A 22887-nucleotide genomic window follows, 5' to 3' on the forward strand; every position below is an offset into this window, starting at 1 on the left:
AGCAAATTGTGGAACTGTGATCGGCATACCGTAATCTCTGCAGATCACGGTATTGCCTGATCCTGGTGCGCCACGACACTCAATGCGAGCGTCGTTAAACTTTTTCGTCGTCAGGCATCTCACCTCCCAATGCGATGATCCTGTCGACAGACTTAATCGTTGATGGCCTATGCGCGACGATTATTCTGCTGACTTGCAACTGCGAAAGGGAATGGTTAATGAAAGCTTCATTTTCTAGATCAAGATGGCTGGTAGCTTCATCCATAAAAATAATATTTGGTTTACGGTACAATGCACGAGCAATAAATAATCGCTGTTTCTGCCCCCCAGAGAAACCACCGCCCAATTCACCAACCAGAGTTTCATACCCCATTGGTAATTGCATTATTTCATTATGAATATTGCTATACATGGCACAGGCAACCAGCAGGTCCTTATTCATATCACTGTCGAAGCCAGAAATATTTTCGGCTATCGAACCGGAGAAAAGCTTATCTTCCTGAAGCACACAAGATATAGCATTTCTATAATTATTAATACCGGCTTTATAAATGTCGATTTTATCAATCAAAACCTCCCCTCTGCTTGGCACCAGTAAACCACACATCACCTTTAGCAAGGTTGTCTTTCCAACACCGGAGGGCCCCACAATAGCAATGCTTTCACCAGGAGAAACATGAATATTAATGTCGTCGAAGATCGGTTTTGACAATTCATCATATCGATAGCATAAGTTTTTAACTTCAAAGGATACCGGTGTGCTGGGAGGGAAGAGTTGATACTCCGGCAACTCTTCCTCAGTATCGGTAAAGACAATATCCGAGATCCTGTCATTATGCAGCGATAACATTTTCAAACTGATAGCCAAATCAATCAGTGAGGCCGCCCGCTCTGAAAACTGCCCACGGTAGGCATTAAACGCCATGAACATCCCCAATGACATTTTATTGTCAATCACCATCAGCGCACCCAGCCATAAAATAGCAATTTGATCAATCATGGCCAGAAAAGAGTTAATTCCGCCAAAAAGCATGTCAAAACGCGTTTGCTTAATGCTCGAGTTTGCCGTATCAATATTGAGATTGAGCCAAAAATTAGCACGTTTTTTATAAACCCCCAGGGCTTTAATTGTAGAAATACCGTACAGCGTCTCCATGAAATGCGACCCTGACTTGGCGCTTTTGACGATTTGTTCCTCAGACACCTTGCGATAATAACCATAGGTGGAAATACGCAGCAATGCGTAACAGAGCGTGAATCCCAGCACGACCCACAACAGCCAGCCACCATAAAGCACCATCATGGTTATCAAGCCGACGGTCATAATGCAGTCGATCAAACCACTGATAATACCATTGGTAAATGTACGTCTAATGACCTCAAGAGAGGAGAAACGCGACTGAATATCGCCAAGATTTCTTTTCTCGAAGAAGGCCAAGGGCAACTTCATCAAATGGTCGAACAGAGAGCTTTTCCACTGAATGTCAATGTGGGTACCAATAACGAGGGATACCCAGGCACGAATAATGCTGACAAAAGATCGGAAGACCAAAAAGAACAACAACCCAATACAGATCACGACCAACAGGCTTTGATCCTTAGCCTGAATAACATGGTCCATCACTAATTGCGTACCTACCGGCAGCAACAGGTTGACAGATTCAATAATGATGGACAGGCTGAATATTTTCAGCAACGCCCCTTTCAAACCATTGACGTTACGTAACAGATCCAGAATTTTCACTCTGCTTCTTAACGTTTTTCTTTCAAAATGGCTATCCGGCCAAAGCTCCAGCGCCACGCCGGTAAAGCTGCCGGATAACTCCTGCAAACCAATTACGCGGCGGCCAAAAGCCGGATCATGAATAATAAACGAAGATTTCTTTACCGCCACCAGAACCACAAAGTGGTTCATGTTCCAATGAAGGATACAAGGCGTTTTCAACTGTTTGACTTCATTAATATCCAACGACAAAGAGCGCGTTTTTAACTGCACTTCTGAAGCGACTTTAACCAATAAATTCAACGTAGCGCCCTGTGTTGACACCCCGAATTTTTGGCGAAGATTCAACAAATCAACGTCAAATCCATAATACCCGCAAACCATCGCCAAGCAAGCCAAGCCACACTCCGAAGATTCCGCCTGAAGGATCTGCGGCACTTTTTTACCCAAGCTGAAATTCAGTTTTTTATTGATATAGTCGAACACAGAATCATTCATCTATTTTCCCTGCCACGCTATTCTTAATATTATAGAAAGGAGTAAACATCCATTGATATAAAGGGCGTTTCTCAAGGAATACTATCGTTCTGGCCTTGAGGCCGTTTGATAGTTTCATCGTCTTATTTTTTAGGCTGAAGTCAACGTCAGGTAAAGAAACCAAAACTTTATAGAAATTTTCCGCGTCTAAGCCATTTCCATTTGGGGCCCCGCTGCTATACTCCGACAGTTCCTGTCGAGATGCCGGTATATATGAAACGGTCTCTATGCGCCCTGGGAACTGGCCAAACTTTTCTGCTGGAAATGCATCGTAGCGAATGTTTATCCGATCGCCTATGTTGACATAAGGCAAAGCGCTATTTGGCAGCCAAAGCATCAGGAAATACTGTTTATTTTTTGTCGGCGTCAGCTGTGCCAGGCTGCTACCGACATTAATCATCTGACCGGCAGTCACGCTTAATGACTCTACCTGGCCAGATAGCTGGGCATTAATAATCAACGTATCACCGGCGTCAGATTCGACCAATCTACGCTGCAAGTCATTACGTTGATATTCATTCTGCGAAATCTGGTTATCAAAGTCAGCCGACTGAGTCAGGATATCACTTCTAATACGGGATATTTGTAGCCCTTCCTGGATCCCCTGGCTATTTAACGACTGATAACCGCTTTGCTGTTGATAAAACATAAACCTTTGGTTGTTTAGCTGATCTTTGGTAATCAACCCGCTACGCTGATACTTGTCATAGTTGGTCATGCCCTGCCGCATTTTCTCGACCCCATCACGGGCGCTGGCAATTAACTTTTCAGTTTCTTTGTGGGTTTCAACATACCTATCCAGCTGTTCCTGCAAATTTTTTAACGTCAGCCGCTTGTTCTCTTTCGTCTTGGCAATAATGGAATTGATATTTTCAATCTGATTATTGATCGTATTCTTTGTTTCTCGCCCCACATTACCCGAGCTGGTTACTCGTGACACATCAATTTCGTAAAGAGGGTCACCGCGATTGACCATATCACCAACCTTAACAAAAGATCGGACGATATAACCTTGCTGCGGTGAAAATACGTTAACAGCATGAGGCAAAGTAATAATCTCGCCGGCAACGTCAATTCTGCGCGTGTAGTCCAGGAAAATTAACAGCAGGATAAGCACTGCAATAAATACACTGGAGGCCAGCGCAATTATCCATGCGGGGATCCCTGATAGCAGTAATGCCTTGCCTACCCATTTTTGCTTCTGGCTATCAATGGCTTCCTGACGGAAAAGACTTTTCTTTTTCATAAATCAGCTGTCACTAAGATCTTTTTTTATGGGTGAGGCTTTAAAAAGCCATAATGAGTTCATCATTATGGCTTTGCATTATATTTTCTTATAAATTAAATGGTGCCGCCCAGAAGACCGTTCGCTGCTTGTTTGCAAAGTTTCCAGGTCTCCGCATAACCGATGATTGGAGCGCCAATTGCGCCGCCAACAGCAGCAATCAAGCCACCGCTAACCATGCCGACCAGCTGACCAATTGCACCGACCCCTAAAGCGCCGCCGCCATCACCGCCATGTTTCCCGCCAATGACAGCGCCAACAAAACCAGCGCCAATCCCACCGATGATGGAACTGGTAACAGCTTCACCTACATCATTGAAAAAACCATTACCATAAGAACCAGAAACCATATCCATTTCGTAAGTAGTTAACTCTTTCATAATAATTCTCCTGCTAAATTTAGCTAATTTTATTTTTTAAATGAGTTTAAAATATCTGGACCGATAACGCCAACAGGTGGAACCATAGTGTTATTACCACCCCAAGGATAACCACCAAAACCCGGGTCAATATTACCCCCCCCCCACGGAAGTTTATTCTTATCAAAATAGAATGGCAGAGGACGTATTAACCCAGCACCTGAAACCTGCTCTAAAACATCAGATGAAAGTTTCTTCATAAGTTACTCCATGTAATTAAATTATCGGCGTACAGTATTGTAATCGCCGCACTTCTGCTTTATTGCCTTTATTGACAATGACAATAACTATAAAATTATTCTTACCGCTAGTTTTGAGTAATGGTGAATGTTATCGCCGTATTGGCAGCCCCAGGTGTCACCACACCGCCACGCCGAATATATTGCGCTCTCAAGGGGATAATCAGCCTGTTATCACTCGCACCATAATAAGTTTTCTCACTACCAAAAATGACATTGGCGCCATTTTCATACGTTAGTTTAACAGCCACCCCATTAGCCACTCCCTCACCTGGTTCAATAGTTAAAATACCTGAGTCAGGGGAATATCCACCAAGCGGATCAATAGATATATAGACAGGTGTTTTATTATCATCACACAGCAAATCTATAGTAAAAATCTTTGCCGGCGTCGTGCTTCCTATAGCAGGAAAATCGCTACTGCTAAAGTTACCAAGCGGAACGTTAATTGTCGTGGGTTGTTTTGCCCAACAGGTCTTACGTGTAATAATTCCACCGCGCACAGATAATGTCAAGAAAGTTTGGAGCCTATTAGTTAAATTTGCAACGCTAAATGATGCTATATTCCCACTATTAACACTTCCACTAGTTATATTACCAGTCTTAATAAACTCAACTTTAATACTTTTCACTATAATAGCGTAATCGCTGGGTGGTAAACTTCTCACAATCGGCAAAGACTTGCTTTCATCGATAATATCCCTTACCCGCAAACCCAAACCGGGCACACCGCTTTCATAGACCGCAGGAAAGTCGGCATTCGGCGTAGAGAATGCCCCGGTCATTACCGCTTCATAAGCGGATGAATTATAACATAACCCTATCAATCCTGAGGTTGGCAAGGTGATTACCCTGGCAAACAGCACAGAACCCACTGCCGCATTAGGGTCTACATATATATTCCCCAGGTTAAGCCTGGCATCTTTTACTGATGATAATATACATCCGGCGAATCCCGTCACCGGTGATAAAAGCGTTAATATTAATAAGCTAAAAATGACTTTCCGCATAACTTGCGCTCCCAGTCGTTCATCAATAGAAATATTTTCACCTGAGAAAACATGAGCCGACGTCGCCATGAATTCACTATAAAATCAGGAAATTAATTTTTTCAATTAATATCTATTAATTTAATTATTAAGATGGCAAAGGGCATTAATACGAGAAACATTTTGTTCCGGTTGATGTTCCAATTGGTAATCAACCTGGCATTGCTCAGTCACACGCGCTCCCCATTGCACGAATAGGCTCCCTTTCTCCGGTAATCCCGTCAGATAGACCTCTCCCCGATCCCCAACAATGCTGGCTGAATCGGTATCGGACGAAGTTTGCGTTGCAATAGCTCCAAACGGCACCGCGCCGCTGCCAGGCAGGCGTAATGTCATGAGCACTCGGTTACCGACGCGCACGTCAAAGTCTGCCTTTACCACCGCGCCACGGGTTGGTACTACCGTACTGTTGGTTAATGATAAGTCGACATCATTCGCCAGGGTTTCCGTATCCAGCGAAATATCGTTTTCACGATATGGGCTGACGTAAGGTACCAATGTGTAACCCCGGAAATCAGTCTTTACGCCAGTTTGGTTATTGACGCTAACACCCGCGGCCCCCGTTGCCTTAACCAAAGCGACGGTTTCGCCTAACGGCTGCCCAAGCGTGATTCCATCGGCATGGGCTACAATGCCGCCCTGAATTCCATAATTAATCCGTCGCGCATAACGGTCATAGCCATAACCCGTCGAAAACTCGCCATAGGTACCGCGATAATCGATATGAGCTTGCCCGCTGTTGCCTTCACCTTTACTGCTATACCCTTGTTGAAGGCTCCAACTGAGATTTTTGTCATCCAATAAAGAACCATTGATCCCCAACGTATTAGTGGTGCTCCCCCGTTGGCTACTGTTCAGGCCATAATTGACGCGGGTATTGCTCAGCCAACGATCCAAAGGCACGCTGATATTGAAAGCGACAATCTGGTCCCGCTCAATTCGCCGATCGCTGGATGAGCTATAACCTCTGGCATAGCGGTTATAACTGTAATTCAAGCTATAACTTATCCCACCCCAGTTATTGTTGTAACCAAGTCCAATGGATTGCATTCGGCGCTGGCTGTCCCAATAGTCTTCGTTCACCAAATTGAACGAAAGTGCGCCAAAATCACTACCCAAACGCTGATTAAGCAGCATCTCCGCACGATTACGGCGGCGTTCAGGCAGCCACGCATTCCAATCACGGTAAGAATCCAAGACTTCTTGCAAACCATAAAAACCGTCGGTGGAATACCGATAACCGGCAATGGCAAAGTTAGTCCCGGTTTCAATCACGTTTTTGCTGTAGCGTAAACGCCATGATTGCCCCGTTGTCTTTTTGTCATCCTTCAGCGTCGACCAAGCCTGAGTCATATCGGAGGATAATGCGCCAAAATCCCCCATATTTTTGCCAATACCGAATGCTAACGACTGATACTTGCTCGACATTTGATTACCGCCATACAAGGTAATGTCGTAAGGCAAGCCATAGATCCCCGTTATTTGCCCAAAGGGTGTTTTCTCCACATTATTGCTGTAAGCGCGGTATTGGCCGCCTGTTATGCTGTATTTCACCCGCCCTTCGCGCTGTAACACCGGTAACGAAGCAAAGGGAATGGTTGAATGCTGCTCACTCCCATCCGACTCCTTGATCGTGACTTGCAAATCTCCGCTGCTGCCAGTGGGATACATATCGGTAATTTCAAAAGCGCCGGGAGCGACATAACTCTGATAAATGTTGTAGCCATTCTGCCGAACGATGACTTGCGCGTTGCTGCGCGCAATTCCTCTGATCACCGGCGCATATCCCCTCAGGCTTTCTGGCAACATCTCATCATCAGAGGCTACCTGCATGCCGCGAAAGGGGACACTGTCAAAAATGTCCGACGGGGAACTGCTGTCGCCCAATATCAGTTGGCTGTTTAAACCGATAATGTCCCGCTGCGCATAGCTATACACAGTATTCCACTTGTCTTCGCCATTACTGTCGCGGCTCCAGGTAGAATAATTGCGCAAACGCCAGGCTCCTAAATTCATACCGGGCCGTAAGTTCAAGAACTGATTGTTGTTATTCTGTCCATAATCGCCGCGTACAGAATTTTGCGAGCCGTTAAAACTATAATTGAGCAATAACGCAGAGATCCCTTCATCCCATTTTGTCGATGGGACATAACCACGCGGCATATGTAACAAGGCTGCCTGCGGAACACTTATAACCAACTGCTGACTGCTGAAAATGAATTCTGCCGATGCCTGCGGAATTGCAGCAATATTTGCACATTGCGATCCCTCTACGGGTTTCAACGCAGGAAAAATGTCGGTTTTTACGCCGAAATTTTTCAGCAAATCCACGCTGAGGCAGGGTTGAAGATTTTCTTTTCCAGTATTATCTTTACCCAAAAAGAAAACCACATCACGACTATCTACCACCCTGCCTTCCAATAAAATATCAACCCGATACGTTCCGGGAACCTGGCCGCCTGACTCAAATCGCGACAGGTTTATTTTATCTTTATTCGTTTTACCGAGTTCTAATAGCTTGGGGTTAAAAAAATCCTGGGCATTTATCGGAGCAGCAACAAAAGTCAAAACAACCAACCACGACAGCTTTGCTATTCTAAATCTGTTATATATTATGTTGTTCATCCCTGAGATACTCCGTAAGATATTTTCACATCAAAATATAATGTTGTTAAAGCGATGCTTGGTGAATCTTGCCGATAGCACCATAGTCACTGATAATCTGCCAGCTCACCTCGCCAGCAGGCTTGCCACCGGAGGGGAGTTTGAATTCTGCTGTCGAACGCGGCCCAACAAAAGTAGGGTCGACCACGCTCACGCCATTCACCATGATCGAATTGAAATTCATGTAATAGGCTGTTGGATTAGATACCTGCAATACCTTACCCTGACTTTTCCATTGGAGTTGTGAGGTCACATCTTCAGGTGTTTCGCTTTTTAATCCACTCGGTCTAAATATTAATTTTATTCGCGTCTTTACCGCAATTTGTAATGTGTTATCTTTCTTTGGTGCTGACGGGATAGATTTTACATTTATCCAAAAAAGCGACTCCCTGTCTTTTGGCAAAGCATCGCCGGTATATATCACACGCAATATATTCCGTTGTTCTCCATCCAGACGGAACAAAGGCGGTGTAATCAAGAAAGGCACGTTATCAGCATTGCCGCTACCATCCTCGACCCAGGATTGAATCAGATAAGGTGCTCGTTCCGGATTACTAACGTTTAGCGAGGCTTCTTTTTTATCACCCTCGTATATCAAGCGAGTCCCCCCAATCACCACACCGGCGCGAGCAGCGTTGGCACACATAATTAATGTCACCAACAGCCCGATGCATTTTAGTTTCATTACCTTTCTCCTGGGAAAATACGGACTGGCGGACAATACCAGCCCGTCTAAGCACATATAACTAACGTCGGGGTTTTCCCCTGGTCTTAGTTATAATTCACGGTAAAGGTTGCGGTTGAATTAGCCGGACCTGCGGTAACCTCAGCTTTGGTTGCGATATAGCGCGCATAAAAGTCGAGGTCGTTGACTACAGGTGATGCTTGCAGAGGGAAAGCTTTAGATGCGGTATACAGCGGCAATACACCGTTTGGCGCATCCGCCAGTTGTACGGCCACACCCGTCGCTGCACCTGTAGCGGCATCTACAGCCAACACCTGAGGGTTCACGCCGTCAGCCACACCGTCAAACTTAACTTTGGCGGTAGTGGCAGTTTCCGGACAATCTGACAATTTCAACGTGAATTTCGTTGCGGAAGAGGTAGCTCCTACACCGGAGCTGAAACTAGTACGGGCAACTTCACCCAAATTCACCGTCAGTGCGTTGCTGCCGCCACCAAAATCCACTGTGCAAACATTATCAGAGATTTTACCGGTAAAGTTTACGGTACCATCCGCAGCAGCCACAGCCGAAGAACAAAACACAACGGTTGCAACTAATGCAGTCGCGATGACATTCTTTTTCATTTTAAATTCCTTTATCTTGCCCAACCGGTTATTCAACCTGGTTTATTTTCTACCGGACACTTCCATTTTTTTCTGGTAGTACCCATGTGTGACAATCACGCAAAGAACACAAATTTACCCATCAGCGTGTTGCACAAAAACTGTAATAGCCGTTTAGTTAATTTTAAAGAGGAAAAGTAAAACTTCACATAAACAACCCCAAAAGAATACATTAATAAAAAACCAATTAAGTTATTAATCAATATTAACCAAAAATATAAACCCTATAACAGAGCTATACGAATAACATGTCAATTATTAATTAACATAACTGGATAATTTATAAACACATGTATTCAGAGTGAGTTGAATAGCAGAAACAAAAATGCTATTTGTTAGTAAAAGCTATAAACAAGGATGATTACCTATGAATGACACATATAAAATAAATGGAAAGATAATTTTTAATGCATATGAAAAATCTATCACTCCCAGCGACAACGAAGGGGAAAGGCCCCCCAAAGGCAGCCTGAGAATCAATATCCCTGTAAGTCGATGCTTTTCATTACTAATTGAAAATAAAGGGAAAGTAGTTTCAAGAGAAGAGTTTATCAATGAGGTATGGCGTAAAAACGGCATTGAAGTGTCTATGAATACGTTTTACCAAAACATATCTATTCTTAGAAGAAACATTAAGCAGGCCGGGATACATGAGGAAATAATAATCACCGTCCCCAAAAAGGGTTTAACGCTCTCCAATTCAGTTTTAATTGAAAAAATCGAAGAGCGCCCGAAAGAAACCCCATTTCCACAACCATTAAAAGAAAATAAAAATCTACTTGCAAGGATTGCTTTATTTAAAGTGGCATTAATTTCAATAATATTATCTATTTTGATCTATACATTTATACTCACAACCCTGTAAATGACCAAAATCTGTAACATTTGTACACCGATATTTCTATTTCGCCCGCCAAAAAATGAAAATGTCGATGTATCAACGTTAATTATTTATATTAATATTAAAATGGAAGTTATTTTCCAAAAAAATAAGAACATAACGCCGACAAGTATGGAAAATAATCAATCGGTTATGGCTAATAGCTCATCCCACCGCCTGCCGGGACCACCGAGCAGGCGGCATTTCCTATTCTGTGTGCCAGGAAATGCCCCACGCCAGAGGTCCTATTTCCCCGTTTATCACTCATACGCAAACCCATGTTATCGCAAGCTTCGCTGCCCACCGTAATCAACTAATAAACCCTATAGATAACTTCTCTCTCTGAACCTAGCGCCCGAATTGTCTCGACACTGTGCCGCACCCGGCCACCGACCTATCGCCCGATAAAATTTTTTACAACTCTCTGATGCATAAAGGGGCCTCGGCACCTTCAATATTTTACGTTCGGTAAAGTTCGCCGGCATTACAGAGGGGGGAAGCTTTCAGTGAGCGAAATAGTGCATGCCGCCGTCTACCGGGATCACTGCGCCGGTGATATAGCGCGCCAGCGGGGAACAAAGAAATGCCGCCAGATAAGCCATGTCCTCCGGCTCGCCAAAGTAGCCGATCGGGATGTTCTGCTTGATGAACGCCTGGCGTGCGGCCTCGGTCGGGTGCAGTTTTTCACGCACCTGTTCGCTATTAATCCGCCCCGGCTGCAGCGTATTGACGGTAATACCCTGCGCCGCCAGCTCGCTTGCCAATCCCTTGGCCCATAGATGTAATGCGCCCTTGGCGGCGGTGGCGGCATTCAGGCTGCGCGGTTCCATCGAGCCGCTGATGTTGATCACTCGCCCCCAGCCCTGCTTCTGCATGCCCGGCAGCAGCGCCTGGGTCACCCGGCGGGCCGGCGTAAAGTTCAGGGCAAAGGCCTCTTCCCAACCGGCGTCGCCTTCACTCAATGCGGTTGGACGAGCGCCGCCGACCGCATTAATCAGGATATCAATCGTCCCGACCTGGCGTGCCGCTTGCGCCAACATGCTGCTGAGCGCCGCCGCGTCGGTGATGTCCGCCGCGATCGCATGCGGCCGCGGGGCACCGCTTCGTTCTATTTCATCGGCCAGAGCCAGCAAACGCTCCTCACGACGGGCGGTCGCCACCACGGTGACCCCCTGCGCCGCCAAAACCCGAACCATACCGGCGCCGATGCCTTCGCTGGCGCCGGTGACCAGCGCGACACGATCCTGCAGCTGCAAATTCATAAGAAACCCTAATTGAATAATTCAATTTAGCGAAAGAGATAACAGCATTGAATCACAGCCTGCTCTGTGTGAATATTCCTTAAAATCGCGGAAATACTGTGCAGGAATTCACTGATGTTCGATTGGCAGGATTTAAAACACTTTGTGGTGCTGGCTCGCACCGGTTCATTGTCGGCGGCAGCGCGGGAGTTGGGCTGCGACCACGCGACGGTCGGCCGGCGAGTGGCGGCGTTGGAGAAGGCGCTCGGGCTGCGGCTGATCCTGCGATTGCCGCGCAGCACGCCACTGACGCCGGACGGCCAAAGGGTGGCCGGGCTGGCGGCAGAGATCGAAAATCAAAGCCACGCCATTGCCCGCCATGCCCGCAGCGCCGGTGAAACGCCGCAGGCCCAGGTGCGTATCAGCGCGCCACCGTCGATCGCCGCACGGGTCATAGCACCGTATATCGCCGAATTTCACCAGAGTTTTCCGCATATTACGCTGGTGCTCTCCGGTGAAGCCTCCATCGCCGAACTGGATCGCGGCGACGCCGAAATAGCGGTGCGCATGGTGCGGCCACAGCAGCCGGATCTGCTGGTGCAACGCATCGGTATGATGCGCTACAGGTTATATGCTACCCCGCAACACGCCGCCCTGCCGGAAGCGGCGCGGGCCTTTATCGCCTACGACCATCACTACAGCAACCAGCCTCACCAGCAGTGGTTGCAACAGCTGTTGCAGGGCCGCCCGGTGGTGTTTCAGGCCAGCGATCTGTTCTCTTTGCAGGAAGCCGCACGATCGGGGCTGGGTGCCGTAGTATTGCCGACGTTTGTCGCCGATAACGACCCGGCACTGGTCGCGCTACCGACGCCGATAGCGCCGCCAACGCGCGAGTTATGGCTGGTCACTTACCCCGATCTGGCGCGTTCCACCGCCATTCGCACGGTCATGACTTTCCTGAGCGATCTCATCGGGAAAAAATGCCCGACGGCAACGTGAAACATCAGATTGGCTAATTGAATGCTGGACAAAAGTCACCCGGGGGATTATTACTGATCACCGCGGAATTTACTTTATGGACGGCTGTGATCATGACATTGCGTACTGAGTTTGGACGAATTTTGATTACCGGCGCGGGTGGCCGGGTCGCCACGGCATTCCGTCAATCGGTGGGAGATCGCTATCAACTGCGGCTGGCGGAAAGAGACATCAACTTGTTGACCGGCCTGCAACCCGACGATGAAGTGATCAGCTTCGACATTGCCGATCTCGATGCCTGCCGCGCGGCCTGCGCCAATATCGATACCGTGCTGCACCTGGCCGCCGATCCCTCCCCCGATGCCGATTTTTGTCACTCGTTGAAAGATAACAATATCCTCGGCACCTACAATATTTTCCGCGCGGCGAAAGACGCCGGCTGCAAACGCGTGGTATTCGCCAGCAGCGCGCAGGCGGTAGAAGGTTATCCGCTGGATTATCAGATCCGCCCGGAAGACGCGCCCAAACCGAAAAACCTGTACGGCGTCAGCAAGGCGTTCGGCGAAGGTATCGCCGCCTATTTCGCCCATCAGGAAGGGCTTTCCGCGCTGTCGGTGCGCATCGCCAACTTCACCACGCTGGCAGCCGGCGAGCAGCTAAGCGCCCGTGACATGAGCGCTTTTCTCAGCCACCGCGACGCTGCCGATCTGCTGGAGCGCTGTATCCGCATTGAAGGCGTGCACCATGCGGTGGTGCACGGCGTCTCCAACAACCGCTATAAGCGGCTGTCGTTGGAAGAGACCAGCCGCCTGCTCGGCTACTACCCGCAGGACGATGCGTTCAGCATCCTCGGCTTCGCCTAAAGCTTGTCGTCGATGCGCTGCAGCAGGTAGGGGAAGAACGGGTTGGAAGCGATGCGCATCAGCGAATCGAGATCGACCACCAACACCGACCGTTCGCCGCGCGCGGCGATAGTACCCAGGCTAATGCCGAATTCATCGCGCTGCGCCGGGAAACGCCCATACAGCGAATCGCTCACCGGGAACGGCAGCGCCACATGCGACAACGAATAAATATCCGCCGGGTAAGTCATTCCCAGCGGCTGCACGGTTTCCGTGGTTCCTCCGGCGGGCATTATGCGGGCAATCGCCTCACTGCTTTCCAGTGAGGCATTAGCTATTACCGTCGTCCGGTAACGGCGTGGCGGCGCAGGCAACAGTTGGCTAACCGCCGCCGCTGCGTTTGGCCGCAACAGCGGCCCGAAGTTGATCGTACGATTGACGTCAAACAGCACCAGTTCGCTGCCGTTCGCCGGCAATTCGTTGTATAAGGCGCGGATCACCGCCCGGGTACTGACGGTGGAATCCATCACCGACTGGAAGGTCAGCACCGGCGGCAAGGTACCTAGTTTGCCGGCACGCGCCGCACGGGCGATTTGCTGTTGCAGGCTATTACTGAGCAGATAAGACTGGCGTGCACCATTCACCGGAAACGAGTTGTATTTATACGGATTAAACTCCGGCAGCACCCCTAGCCACGCCGCTTTGGCAAACGCCGGGAACACCGCCGGCCAACCGGCGATGCCGGCGAAACGGGCAAAACTGGTGACGCCAATCATCGGCGAAATCAGAATCAGCCGCTGCGGCGCCGCCAGTTTCGGGTCTTCCAGCGCATCCAGCGCATATTTCATCGCCAGCGCACCGCCGTTAGAAAAGCCCACGATATGCAGCGGCTTGTCGCCCCCGACTTTACTGCGCGCCTCGCGTACCGCCAACCGCGTCGCCGCCAGCCAATCGCGCCATTCGATATCGGTCAACGCACCCGGTACCGTACCGTGCGCCGGCAGGCGAATGCCGACCGCCACAAAACCGCGCTGCCGGTAGTTTTCGGCGATATGCCGCAGGCTGTAAGGGGAATCGGTCAGGCCATGCAGCAACACCACCGCACCACGCGGTTCGCCCTGCGGCAGCAGCTCATAGGAGCGGTTCCAGTCCTGAGCGAAGTGCGGCGGATACACAGGGCTGCCGTCGAAATAGCGGTTAAGCGGAATGCGCTCGCTGGCGGAAAGCTTGTCGGTGACGTTGGCCTTCACCTCGTCGAACACCCGGTTTTCGGCGGCCAGGTACGCTTGCCAGTCAGCCTTATCCAACTCGGCGGCAGCCAACTCGTGCGGCACAAAAGTGTGCCACGGCTCCAACGCCGGGCCGCGTTGGGTGTCGTAAACCCGCACCGCAAGCAACGTGAATACAACGGTGACGACCACAATCGTCAGCCGTTTGATCCCTTTGATTATCGCCCTGGACGGCATGCTCCCCCCTGAATTCACGGTTATCCAGCAGCGATTATAGGAGCTAAAGGCGCTCAGGGGCAGTGGTGTGCCATGAAAACACCGAGACAGGAATGAACAACGCCGGGCATGACCCGGCATTTTCAACTAAATTATGGCTTTTCGGCGATTTTGCGCAGATATTCGTTATTTTTGAATGCAATGATGATCATTTCAAAACAGACGCGGGTAAACACGCCGCCGAGAATAATCCCGAGCAGGCCACGGAAGAATTCCCCGTAGAACATCGCCCCAATCCCGCTAACAAGAATGCCCAGCAGGCAAAGCCAGTAAACGGCGGTGATGATTTTCGGTGTCAGCATCGCGTCAAAAAAGAAAATATTTTTCATTGTAAATCCTTCCTTAGGTCAGTATTTAATTATCCCAGAGGCGACTCGTCAGCGTCAGTATGGCGGCCGGCCCTTTTTGTTACACCGGTTATGATAACGAGTTATGCGAGGCAAAGCGCAGGAAAATCAACGAACCATTGCATGAAGGTTGAGGGTAAAGATGCGCAATAAGATAGGCCAAAACATACTGGGCTGCTTGGCGGCATTGCTGCTGTGCAGCCAGAGCGTACAGGCGCAGGAAACGCTGATCTTCGTCCGGCACGGGGAGAAACCCGCCAACAACAGCGGCCAGTTGACCTGCAAGGGGTTGAACCGCGCACTGGCATTACCGCAGGTGCTGCTGGGCCGTTACGGCAAACCGGACTTTATCTTTGCCGCCGGGCCGAAGGAGAACAAAAGCGGCAGTTCGCTGCGCGCTTTATCGACCATTATGCCCACCGCCGTGCAGGCTGAGTTACCCATCAACATTCAGTTCCACGCCGACGACATCGCCGGGCTTGAACAAGAGCTGCTCAGCGATAAATACCGGAGTTCACGCGTCTTTATCGCCTGGGAACACAAGAACCTCGACAAGGCGGTGAAGAACATCGTTGCCGCACGCGGTGGCGACGCCAATCAGGTGCCCAAATGGCCGGGCAGCGACTTCGACAGCATTTTTGTGGTCACGCTGGATAACAGCGGCGGAGTGAATACGGTGTCATTTAAGCAGGAAAGTGAGGGGCTGACTCAATTGGCGGAGACCTGCCCATCCGCAGGGTAAAGCCAAAACAGCCTTCTATGAGATGGACCTCCTTATCACCTGACTGCTGTCGCTAACGGTGTAATAAGCCCCAACTCAACGCCCAATCGGATCGCCTGACGGGCGTTGCTGAAGCCCAGCTTCACCACAATATTACCCATATGAAACTTCACCGTTCTCACGGAAATACCCGCGATGGCGGCAATCTCTCCATAGGTTTTCCCCATGCTAGACCAATACAACACCTCATTCTCCCGTGGGGTGAAAATGGGTTTGCACACGCCCGCATGATGCTCTCTTATGCCGGAGGAGACCGACCCGGCGAGACGATACATCTGTTCATTAAAATCGATCAGTAACATCTGCATGGCTCCGCTATCGGACGAGAGCCGCTTTTTCATCGCCCCTTGTCCGTTGCTGCCGATGATGACAGACAGCAACGCCAGGTTGTTCATAGGGTCATGCAATACAAAAGTGAAGCCGTTAACGATGTTGTATCGCCTGGAGAGGGAAAATATTTTATCTGACATCAGGGTGATATTTTCACCCCATATAAAAGGCGAGGCACGTTTGAACGCAGTCAGTATCACCGGGTCAGTGAGCTGGAAATTATTGGCGCGGTAAAGATCCACCCATTCGTCAGGGTAACTGGAGATAATGAGAACATCTGACGGATTATTCTTCCTGACAACCGTGTAGGCGTATGCCGGGCTACCGAGTGATGATAACTTCCTGTCGATATGCTCCCGAAGCGTTCCCGCTATGATTTGATTTTCATTGAGGGTAGAAAACATACGGGCTCCGTGGCGCTCTGGCTTTCCCCTTTAGATGAAAGAACCTGAACTTAAGCACAGCTTATATATTATGACCCGCGATATATAATAAACCCGTTCGGTACTGGTAAAAAAAACCTGACCTTTACGGTCAGGTAGCCAATATGGCCAACACCAGGGAAAATTTTTCGGTCAGACAGGGCATACAAAAAGTCACTGCTGGCCGGGTTAATTACTTTAACACTGCTAACCTATTCTTTCAAACTCATCTTCGCCAAAACAGCAAATCTGTAGTTAGCCGACCCGTGTCCATGTGAGCTTGTCTCCTGCGCCAGGCACTGCCAGCGATAACGTCTTTGATCAGACAATCAGCAGGAAGGTCTGAAACTCTTGTAGAACCAAACTGTTTTTGTACGTTTTGCGAACAATACGTTAAATCGGGGCGAGCGCGTGTGCAAACCGGTCACATGGGTAACTGTTTTAAACTCGCATGGCAGACACCGCCCCTATTATTGGCGCTCAAGCCAGTCGAGAAAGCCCCTCGCGTTATCGGCAAATGCAGCGTCGTTAGCAGTACCGGCAGCATGCGCCAGCAGATATTCCAACTCTGCCGCCCTATCAGGATAAACAGCCAAAAATTGCTCAGCGTAATCATTAAGCGCAATCGGCCAAAACCGGCTATCTGGATCGCGCAGCATATTGGTTGCCCTGATCAGCTTTCTGGCCGCCTCACGTTTAAGCCGCTGTAGCTCTGCGGGTACCCGCTCGTCGGCGATGTTTTGGAAATATTGCTCAAGCACAGCCCGTAGATCGGCATTTACCGCCTGCGGAATGCGGCGGTCCGGCTGAAAAAGCGGAAACGCTGAGGAGAGATCGCTCCCCCAAATACATCGGCAATGGTGTTTCAGCCAATAGCCCCAGCTAAAGAGATTGCTCGGTTTCAGCGCCTGATCAACCGTACCGATATCAAAATCCACCTTGCTGACTATCGCGTGCTGTTGCTGAAAATTTTGGCGCCACTGCTCGATATGCTGCAACTCCACCGCCGCTGCTGGGCGGGCCAACAACAGGGTAATATCCAGATCGGAAACACCAGGTGTCGCTTCACCCCGCGCAACGCTGCCGTAGAGATAAATGCTGTGGATCAGTTCAGGAAATTGACGTGGCAACCCCGTGGTCAAAGCCGCCAGCACGAGAGCGAACGCATCCTGTAGCTGAAAGCCGGTCACCGTGGGAATAAAAATATCGCCGTTCAATATCATTGGCTGCTCCGTTTATCTGCCGATTGTGTGTTTGGATCGAAAAAAGGTGCACAAACTTCCAGAAGGCACCATTGCGAATGTCACTGCCTTACCTTTTTGTTTGGCGATAAACAGTCCAGCCGCTAACGCCGTTGATACTCTCCCCGACGAGACGTCAACACACCGCCAAATACATTCACCAACAAACCAGCGATAATCACCAGAGCGCCAATAAGCTGTTGGGATGACAGTTTTTCACCCAGTATTAAAGCAGCACTCAAAATACCGACAACGGGTACAAGTAACGACAGCGGCGCAATTCGCCAGGTTTCATAGCGGCTTAACAAAGCCCCCCAGATAGCGTAGCTGATGATGGTGGCAATAAATGCCAGATAAATCAGAGCAAGAAAGGTCTTCCCCTGAATATGCATCAGGCTATCGATCATCGCGGCTTTGCCCTCGAACAGCCAGGAGCAGGCGAGAAATGGCACTATTGGCACCCATGCGCTCCAAACGACCAAAGACATTATCGGCACCGGGTTATTACGCATGATCGCTTTATTCGTAATATTGCCAACCCCCCACGAAAACGCCGCAGCCAAGGTTAACATCATAGTGGTGAGCGTGACGCCGCCAGAGAACGGCCCTTCCAAACCAGCGACAGCCAGCATAAACATACCGATCGTCGCAATTAAAATTCCGGCGATATGGTTCCATTTCAATTTTTCGCCAAGTATCAAAGCCCCTAACAAAATGGTAAAAAAGGCCTGCGCTTGTATTACCAGTGATGCCAGCCCGGCCGGCATACCCATTTTTATCGCCAAAAACAAAAAGGCGAACTGGCCAAAGCTGATGGTCATGCCATACGCCACTAACCAACGAATAGGTATCTTTGGCGGTTTAACAAAGAATACGGCCGGAAACGCCACCAGTGCGAAACGCAAGCCAGCCAGTAAAAACGGCGGCATCGTCTGAAGCCCCATTTTTATCACGACAAAGTTAACCCCCCAGGCCACAATCACACACAGAGCCAACAATATATCTCTAACTGACATGGTGCCTTCCTTCCATCACTCGTTCGCTATTACCGGAACGGCAATCTCACCGATGCAATGCCGGCCTACCACACGGAAATAATCGTCAACACTCATTACCAGCGCGTCGTTGGCTACCGAACTGCGCCGTTGACATTGTCCGCGACCGCAGACTTTTTCCGCCGCGTGCTGTAAAAAAGCCCCCTGAACAACGGGGGCCTAAGTCTTACCGTTCAGCGAGAGTGTCGCCTGTTCTCATTTGCCGTCTGTTGGCGCGGCTTCGTTCCCTGGTACTGCATTTTCGCTTAGTGATACAACTCGGCGCTGACGTGAAGGGTGCTGTTGCTGTCCGGCTCATGCAGGGCAATGATGCGGTAGGCGGTGGCGTCATCCAGCGATACCACATTTTGGTTTAACGTGATGAAACCGACGCTCTGGCTCTGCTTCCCGGAGGAAATAATATATGGCGAGAGATATTTTTCGATATTGGTCATCATATCGGTGAGATTACTCATATTTTATCCTTTATAAAAAATGCGTTATTTAACCACAAATGGAATGCTGGGCGATTTTCAACCAACGCTAAAATAAAAAGACTCCTGTGAGGGAATATCCTGATTTCATTATTTCTAAGTCTTGATAGTTAAACTACTATCAAAGTAATCGCTTTTATACGCACAGATCGGATCGAAATGGAGTGGAACAGATGTCTGTTGAAAACGCGGAGCAAGGAAGGTCAGGCAGCCGATATCGTCAGATTACCGAACAGATAAAGCAGGCCATTCATGCGGGTTTGTTACTGCCCAATACGCGTCTGCCTTCGGTGAGAACCTTAGCCACTCAGTACCAAATCAGCCTGACAACCGCGTTAAAAACCTTGCGCACACTGGAAGATGAACATTACGCAGTGGCAAAACCCAAATCCGGTTTTTTTGTCGCGTCGCGGCAACACATTCAGCAAAAGAAGCCTGCCGTTGTCGAGCAGCCACGCGAGATTGCGCCACTCGATGAGCAAACGGAGTTACACATGGCAATGGTCGGTGAAAATTGCCGTGTTCGTTTGGATCTGGCCAACGGTGACAGCGCCTTGTATCCCATCAAAAAGCTGAGCTTGATCATGCGACAGCTAGGCTACAGTAAGCCATTTTTACTCGGGGATACGGTAAAAGGTACCGGTTATGCGCCGTTAAAAGCGGAAATAGCCCGACGAGCGATAGACTACGGGTGCAATATCAACTCGGATAACATTTTAGTGACCAACGGCTGTATTGAAGCTCTTTCGCTCTCGCTGCGTGCAACAGTAAACCCGGGGGATACGGTCGCCGTTGAATCACCATGCTATTTTGTTTTATTGCAAATGTTGCGTAATCTCAACTTGCGGGTGATTGAAGTCGACGCATGTAATGAAGGCTATGTTGACTGCGAAAAGCTGGTTGCGCTTTTCCAGAGAAAAGCCGTTAAAGTATTTGTTACTCTCGCCAATATTAATAACCCTCTGGGAAAAATAATACCCAATGAGAAAAAAGCACACATCACCCGACAAGCGGATGAAAATGATGTGATCATTATTGAAGATGATATTTTTGGTGATACGGCCTTTGGCGAGCAACGACCTTTTCCAATGCGAGCCTTTAGTCCGCACGTCATTTTGTGCAGTGGTTTTTCTAAAACGGTAGCGCCTGGCGTACGCATAGGTTGGGTGCATAGCAACAACTACATGCGCAAAATCACCTCGTTGAAGTATACATCGACCATGGGTTCGCCAATATTACCGCAGGCAACCATTAGCGAATTACTAAGAAATGGGGGATATGATGCTCATTTACGTAAGCTAAGACGTGAGCTGGCCTGTCAGATTGACAAGCTCCGTCAGGCAATACTACAAAAATTCCCCTTGGGGACGAAAGTTTCTAAACCGGAAGGCGGGTATGTGCTGTGGGTAGAAATGCCGAAGAAAGCCTTGAATGTACGATCCCTGTTTATCAAGGCTCGCAGTGCCGGGATCGGAATTGCCCCAGGGCATATTTTTGCCACTGATGATCGCTATGATCACTGCTTCCGGTTGAACGCGGGGTTTGGTTACAACGCTGAAGTTGAACAAGCGATAGCGCAACTTGCACAATGGTGTATTCAATCACTGAAAGAATAATAGTGCTTCCACCATCGCTGGTAGTTGTTCGGTAAAATCGAACAACTACATTTTTGACCTTTTCACCGCGTTGGCTGTTGCTGAAAATTTTGGCGCCACTGCTCGATATGCTGCAACTCCACCGCCGCGGCTGGGCGGGCCAACAACAGGGTAATATCCAGATCGGAAACACCGGGCCTCGCTTCACCCCGTGCAACGCTGCCGTAGAGATAAATGCTGTGGATCAGTTCAGGAAATTGACGTGGCAACCCCGTGGTCAAAGCCGCCAGCACGGGAGCGAACGCATCCTGTAGCTGAAAGCCGGTCACCGTGGGAATAAAAATATCGCCGTTCAATATCATTGGCTGCTCCGCGGGCGTGATTTGATCATCACAAGAATCGCATTTGATAACTAACTTTATGGATTTTACTTGTGGGGGCAAAAGGTATTCCGGCTACTTATTAGTATCGGTTTCCACAGTCACAAACCGGCAATATCTTTTCTCCTTCAGCTTCTGTTAAGCGGCATTGCTACTCACTTTGCGATCCCGATTCCAATCCCTACAACAAATCCCTGTAAATCCATCCAGCCTGTTTCCTGCACGTTATCGCCGGGATAGAGTCTTCTTGCTGCGGCAAAATCCGTAGCCGGGATTGGAACCCCCGATTATCTCAGAACTGAAAAACCTTGTGTTTTTTCAGCGCCTACGTGCACACTCTCTTTGGTGGCTCAGGCAGGGCAACCGCAAGGTTGACCGGTTTTTCTGAGAGCCGGGGTTCCAAACCTGTCTGGGCCACCACCCGAGATTGGAACCTCGCGTGATGGTAGCAATCACTACTATCTCGGAAAAAACATGATGAACACGACAATTGAAAACACCGCATCCTCTATCACCCTCTTCCGCAACCTCATTGCCGACCTGCAATTCTGCAAACTCAGCGATATCCAATTGTGCGATCTCAGCGCCGTGGCTCAGGAATCCGCAGAAGGGTTATGTCATGGCTTATTGTATCTGGCGGAATCGCTGGAAAACGGGGAACAGAGCTCAGCAAGCAGCAGGGTGCAAATCAGCTCCTGGCTCAAAGCCTCCGCGCATGTGCTCCCTGCCCTGTTAGAACTTTGCGAGCAGGCGAACAACCATCTGTTGCAGATGCATGAAGGCAATGTTTATCAATCCTAGTTTGCCCGGAATGCGTTATTGACTTGATGGCGAAACCTGCAAAAAAGACACCGAACGCGGGTGTCTTTTGCAGACAAAATGCAGAGCGCCCCTACCTAAACCCAACACTAAAAGTGCTAATATTTTGGCGTTTTAAAGGCTTTATAGAAGCAATATTAGCACTCCATACCACTTAACAAAGCATTCATCACCAGGCCACACGCAGATATGCTAATATTATGGCTATATCCACCGCTTAAAGATAAAATATTATCACTATGGCTAAAAAAACAGCTACTTTACTTCCTGGCACAAACCAGTTGCTTACTGACTTTGGTGAGCGGCTGAAACTTGCTCGCCTACGCCGGAAGTTGACTGCCAAACAGGTTGCAGAACGGGCAGGCATGACGCCAATGACGCTACGCTCCCTCGAAGCGGGGGGCGCAGGCGTCACGATTGGCGCTTACCTGTCCGTCATGCAGGTGCTGGGGCTTGAAAATGACCTGAATAAGCTGGCAGCCGAAGACGAACTGGGTCGCCAGCTTCAGGATTCTCGCCTGATAAAGAACGTAAACGCTTTTCCTTTTAGCGTTACTCCACCTCGCAACAAACCCATGACTGATGCCAGGAACGCAGAGTCAGACAAGCAAGTAACAACAACCGTAAAAGCCAGTTTGCCCCCAAACAATACCGTCCGAAAAACGACAGGTACTACCTCGGCGGCTCTGGCTTCCTTACTAAAACCATTGAAGAAACCAATAAAAGGCAATTAAC

Annotated in this window: 23 protein-coding genes; 7 read left to right on the forward strand and 16 right to left on the reverse strand. The window is 49.0% G+C overall.

All coding sequences use genetic code 11. The annotated features are described in order from the left end of the window. Positions 1-94 precede the first annotated feature (94 nt). The 8 genes from D4100_RS15300 to D4100_RS15330 form a co-directional block, all read right to left on the reverse strand. A complete protein-coding gene (locus D4100_RS15300) occupies positions 95-2221 on the reverse strand; it encodes a peptidase domain-containing ABC transporter (protein ID WP_119804691.1) in 2127 nt (708 codons plus the stop codon). Beyond that, the gene (locus tag D4100_RS15305) at positions 2214-3506 is read right to left on the reverse strand and encodes an HlyD family secretion protein (RefSeq protein ID WP_119804692.1); all 1293 of its coding nucleotides are present in this window, start codon (positions 3504-3506) and stop codon (positions 2214-2216) included. Before D4100_RS15305 ends, D4100_RS15300 begins: the two co-directional genes overlap by 8 nt. 95 nt (positions 3507-3601) lie before the next feature. Further along, on the reverse strand, positions 3602-3925 hold the full coding sequence (locus D4100_RS15310; RefSeq protein ID WP_119804693.1) for a colicin V synthesis protein: 324 nt from the start codon (positions 3923-3925) through the stop codon (positions 3602-3604). 29 nt (positions 3926-3954) lie between these two features. Continuing rightward, positions 3955-4164, reverse strand: coding sequence for a hypothetical protein (locus D4100_RS25605; protein ID WP_147417755.1), 210 nt, complete (start codon positions 4162-4164; stop codon positions 3955-3957). 107 nt (positions 4165-4271) lie between these two features. Beyond that, positions 4272-5282 (reverse strand): fimbrial protein, encoded by a 1011-nt coding sequence (locus D4100_RS15315; RefSeq protein ID WP_119804694.1) that lies wholly within the window; start codon positions 5280-5282, stop codon positions 4272-4274. A 51-nt stretch (positions 5283-5333) separates the two neighbouring features. Continuing rightward, positions 5334-7877 (reverse strand): fimbria/pilus outer membrane usher protein, encoded by a 2544-nt coding sequence (locus tag D4100_RS15320; protein ID WP_119804695.1) that lies wholly within the window; start codon positions 7875-7877, stop codon positions 5334-5336. Positions 7878-7923: 46 nt separating this feature from the next. Continuing rightward, a complete protein-coding gene (locus D4100_RS15325; protein WP_119804696.1) occupies positions 7924-8601 on the reverse strand; it encodes a fimbrial biogenesis chaperone in 678 nt (225 codons plus the stop codon). An 86-nt stretch (positions 8602-8687) separates the two neighbouring features. Further along, positions 8688-9224 (reverse strand): fimbrial protein, encoded by a 537-nt coding sequence (locus tag D4100_RS15330; RefSeq protein WP_119804697.1) that lies wholly within the window; start codon positions 9222-9224, stop codon positions 8688-8690. A 406-nt stretch (positions 9225-9630) separates the two neighbouring features. On the opposite strand from D4100_RS15330, the gene D4100_RS15335 reads away from it, so the two are divergent. Next, positions 9631-10128, forward strand: coding sequence for a winged helix-turn-helix domain-containing protein (locus D4100_RS15335; RefSeq protein ID WP_119804698.1), 498 nt, complete (start codon positions 9631-9633; stop codon positions 10126-10128). A gap of 518 nt (positions 10129-10646) precedes the next feature. On the opposite strand, the gene D4100_RS15340 is transcribed toward D4100_RS15335, so the two are convergent. After that, positions 10647-11405, reverse strand: coding sequence for an SDR family NAD(P)-dependent oxidoreductase (locus tag D4100_RS15340; protein WP_119804699.1), 759 nt, complete (start codon positions 11403-11405; stop codon positions 10647-10649). 114 nt (positions 11406-11519) lie between these two features. On the opposite strand from D4100_RS15340, the gene D4100_RS15345 reads away from it, so the two are divergent. Together D4100_RS15345 and D4100_RS15350 are read left to right on the forward strand one after the other, a co-directional pair. Further along, positions 11520-12383, forward strand: coding sequence for a LysR family transcriptional regulator (locus D4100_RS15345; protein WP_006316844.1), 864 nt, complete (start codon positions 11520-11522; stop codon positions 12381-12383). Between the two features lie 92 nt (positions 12384-12475). Further along, on the forward strand, positions 12476-13225 hold the full coding sequence (locus D4100_RS15350) for an NAD-dependent epimerase/dehydratase family protein (protein WP_043911830.1): 750 nt from the start codon (positions 12476-12478) through the stop codon (positions 13223-13225). On the opposite strand, the gene D4100_RS15355 is transcribed toward D4100_RS15350, so the two are convergent. Next, positions 13222-14670 carry an alpha/beta hydrolase gene (locus D4100_RS15355; RefSeq protein WP_119804700.1) on the reverse strand — a complete coding sequence of 483 codons (1449 nt, stop codon included), beginning with the start codon at positions 14668-14670 and terminating at the stop codon, positions 13222-13224. The two genes, D4100_RS15350 and D4100_RS15355, sit on opposite strands and share 4 nt — an antisense overlap. A gap of 131 nt (positions 14671-14801) precedes the next feature. Beyond that, positions 14802-15038, reverse strand: coding sequence for a DUF4282 domain-containing protein (locus D4100_RS15360; protein ID WP_004950762.1), 237 nt, complete (start codon positions 15036-15038; stop codon positions 14802-14804). Positions 15039-15198: 160 nt separating this feature from the next. On the opposite strand from D4100_RS15360, the gene D4100_RS15365 reads away from it, so the two are divergent. Then, a complete protein-coding gene (locus tag D4100_RS15365) occupies positions 15199-15798 on the forward strand; it encodes a histidine phosphatase family protein (protein ID WP_119804701.1) in 600 nt (199 codons plus the stop codon). Between the two features lie 35 nt (positions 15799-15833). Here D4100_RS15365 and D4100_RS15370 read toward each other — a convergent pair whose 3' ends face one another. From D4100_RS15370 to D4100_RS15385, 4 genes are all read right to left on the reverse strand, one after another. Next, the gene (locus D4100_RS15370; RefSeq protein ID WP_119804702.1) at positions 15834-16571 is read right to left on the reverse strand and encodes a helix-turn-helix transcriptional regulator; all 738 of its coding nucleotides are present in this window, start codon (positions 16569-16571) and stop codon (positions 15834-15836) included. A 488-nt stretch (positions 16572-17059) separates the two neighbouring features. Next, a complete protein-coding gene (locus tag D4100_RS15375) occupies positions 17060-17812 on the reverse strand; it encodes a nucleotidyltransferase domain-containing protein (RefSeq protein WP_119804703.1) in 753 nt (250 codons plus the stop codon). A 122-nt stretch (positions 17813-17934) separates the two neighbouring features. Then, a complete protein-coding gene (locus D4100_RS15380) occupies positions 17935-18846 on the reverse strand; it encodes an O-acetylserine/cysteine exporter (RefSeq protein ID WP_006316709.1) in 912 nt (303 codons plus the stop codon). A gap of 284 nt (positions 18847-19130) precedes the next feature. Continuing rightward, entirely contained in the window at positions 19131-19322 is a 192-nt protein-coding gene (locus D4100_RS15385; protein WP_332271536.1) for a YdgH/BhsA/McbA family protein, read from the reverse strand. Positions 19323-19531: 209 nt separating this feature from the next. On the opposite strand from D4100_RS15385, the gene D4100_RS15390 reads away from it, so the two are divergent. Beyond that, complete coding sequence (locus tag D4100_RS15390) at positions 19532-20974, forward strand: aminotransferase-like domain-containing protein (protein WP_119804704.1); 1443 nt, start codon at positions 19532-19534, stop codon at positions 20972-20974. 62 nt (positions 20975-21036) lie between these two features. Here the strand turns inward: D4100_RS15390 and D4100_RS15395 are convergent, their stop codons facing one another. Next, the gene (locus tag D4100_RS15395) at positions 21037-21315 is read right to left on the reverse strand and encodes a nucleotidyltransferase domain-containing protein (RefSeq protein WP_237141097.1); all 279 of its coding nucleotides are present in this window, start codon (positions 21313-21315) and stop codon (positions 21037-21039) included. Positions 21316-21807: 492 nt separating this feature from the next. Between D4100_RS15395 and D4100_RS15400 the strand changes: the two genes are divergently transcribed. Beyond that, positions 21808-22134, forward strand: coding sequence for a hypothetical protein (locus tag D4100_RS15400; RefSeq protein ID WP_119804705.1), 327 nt, complete (start codon positions 21808-21810; stop codon positions 22132-22134). A gap of 257 nt (positions 22135-22391) precedes the next feature. Then, positions 22392-22886, forward strand: a complete 495-nt coding sequence (locus tag D4100_RS15405) for a helix-turn-helix domain-containing protein (RefSeq protein ID WP_119804706.1) — start codon at positions 22392-22394, stop codon at positions 22884-22886. Position 22887 lies beyond the last annotated feature (1 nt).

It is taken from the genome of Serratia inhibens (assembly GCF_003591175.1).
Taxonomy (GTDB): Bacteria; Pseudomonadota; Gammaproteobacteria; order Enterobacterales; family Enterobacteriaceae; genus Serratia; species Serratia inhibens.

What these genes read in the sequence shown, in the direction of transcription:
- D4100_RS15300 (WP_119804691.1), bottom strand. Translation starts at nt 2,221, where the DNA reads ATGAATGATTCTGTGTTCGACTATATCAATAAAAAACTGAATTTCAGC.
- D4100_RS15305 (WP_119804692.1), bottom strand. Translation starts at nt 3,506, where the DNA reads ATGAAAAAGAAAAGTCTTTTCCGTCAGGAAGCCATTGATAGCCAGAAG.
- D4100_RS15310 (WP_119804693.1), bottom strand. Translation starts at nt 3,925, where the DNA reads ATGAAAGAGTTAACTACTTACGAAATGGATATGGTTTCTGGTTCTTAT.
- D4100_RS25605 (WP_147417755.1), bottom strand. Translation starts at nt 4,164, where the DNA reads ATGAAGAAACTTTCATCTGATGTTTTAGAGCAGGTTTCAGGTGCTGGG.
- D4100_RS15315 (WP_119804694.1), bottom strand. Translation starts at nt 5,282, where the DNA reads ATGGCGACGTCGGCTCATGTTTTCTCAGGTGAAAATATTTCTATTGAT.
- D4100_RS15320 (WP_119804695.1), bottom strand. Translation starts at nt 7,877, where the DNA reads ATGAACAACATAATATATAACAGATTTAGAATAGCAAAGCTGTCGTGG.
- D4100_RS15325 (WP_119804696.1), bottom strand. Translation starts at nt 8,601, where the DNA reads ATGAAACTAAAATGCATCGGGCTGTTGGTGACATTAATTATGTGTGCC.
- D4100_RS15330 (WP_119804697.1), bottom strand. Translation starts at nt 9,224, where the DNA reads ATGAAAAAGAATGTCATCGCGACTGCATTAGTTGCAACCGTTGTGTTT.
- D4100_RS15335 (WP_119804698.1), top strand. Translation starts at nt 9,631, where the DNA reads ATGAATGACACATATAAAATAAATGGAAAGATAATTTTTAATGCATAT.
- D4100_RS15340 (WP_119804699.1), bottom strand. Translation starts at nt 11,405, where the DNA reads ATGAATTTGCAGCTGCAGGATCGTGTCGCGCTGGTCACCGGCGCCAGC.
- D4100_RS15345 (WP_006316844.1), top strand. Translation starts at nt 11,520, where the DNA reads ATGTTCGATTGGCAGGATTTAAAACACTTTGTGGTGCTGGCTCGCACC.
- D4100_RS15350 (WP_043911830.1), top strand. Translation starts at nt 12,476, where the DNA reads ATGACATTGCGTACTGAGTTTGGACGAATTTTGATTACCGGCGCGGGT.
- D4100_RS15355 (WP_119804700.1), bottom strand. Translation starts at nt 14,670, where the DNA reads ATGCCGTCCAGGGCGATAATCAAAGGGATCAAACGGCTGACGATTGTG.
- D4100_RS15360 (WP_004950762.1), bottom strand. Translation starts at nt 15,038, where the DNA reads ATGAAAAATATTTTCTTTTTTGACGCGATGCTGACACCGAAAATCATC.
- D4100_RS15365 (WP_119804701.1), top strand. Translation starts at nt 15,199, where the DNA reads ATGCGCAATAAGATAGGCCAAAACATACTGGGCTGCTTGGCGGCATTG.
- D4100_RS15370 (WP_119804702.1), bottom strand. Translation starts at nt 16,571, where the DNA reads ATGTTTTCTACCCTCAATGAAAATCAAATCATAGCGGGAACGCTTCGG.
- D4100_RS15375 (WP_119804703.1), bottom strand. Translation starts at nt 17,812, where the DNA reads ATGATATTGAACGGCGATATTTTTATTCCCACGGTGACCGGCTTTCAG.
- D4100_RS15380 (WP_006316709.1), bottom strand. Translation starts at nt 18,846, where the DNA reads ATGTCAGTTAGAGATATATTGTTGGCTCTGTGTGTGATTGTGGCCTGG.
- D4100_RS15385 (WP_332271536.1), bottom strand. Translation starts at nt 19,322, where the DNA reads ATGATGACCAATATCGAAAAATATCTCTCGCCATATATTATTTCCTCC.
- D4100_RS15390 (WP_119804704.1), top strand. Translation starts at nt 19,532, where the DNA reads ATGTCTGTTGAAAACGCGGAGCAAGGAAGGTCAGGCAGCCGATATCGT.
- D4100_RS15395 (WP_237141097.1), bottom strand. Translation starts at nt 21,315, where the DNA reads ATGATATTGAACGGCGATATTTTTATTCCCACGGTGACCGGCTTTCAG.
- D4100_RS15400 (WP_119804705.1), top strand. Translation starts at nt 21,808, where the DNA reads ATGATGAACACGACAATTGAAAACACCGCATCCTCTATCACCCTCTTC.
- D4100_RS15405 (WP_119804706.1), top strand. Translation starts at nt 22,392, where the DNA reads ATGGCTAAAAAAACAGCTACTTTACTTCCTGGCACAAACCAGTTGCTT.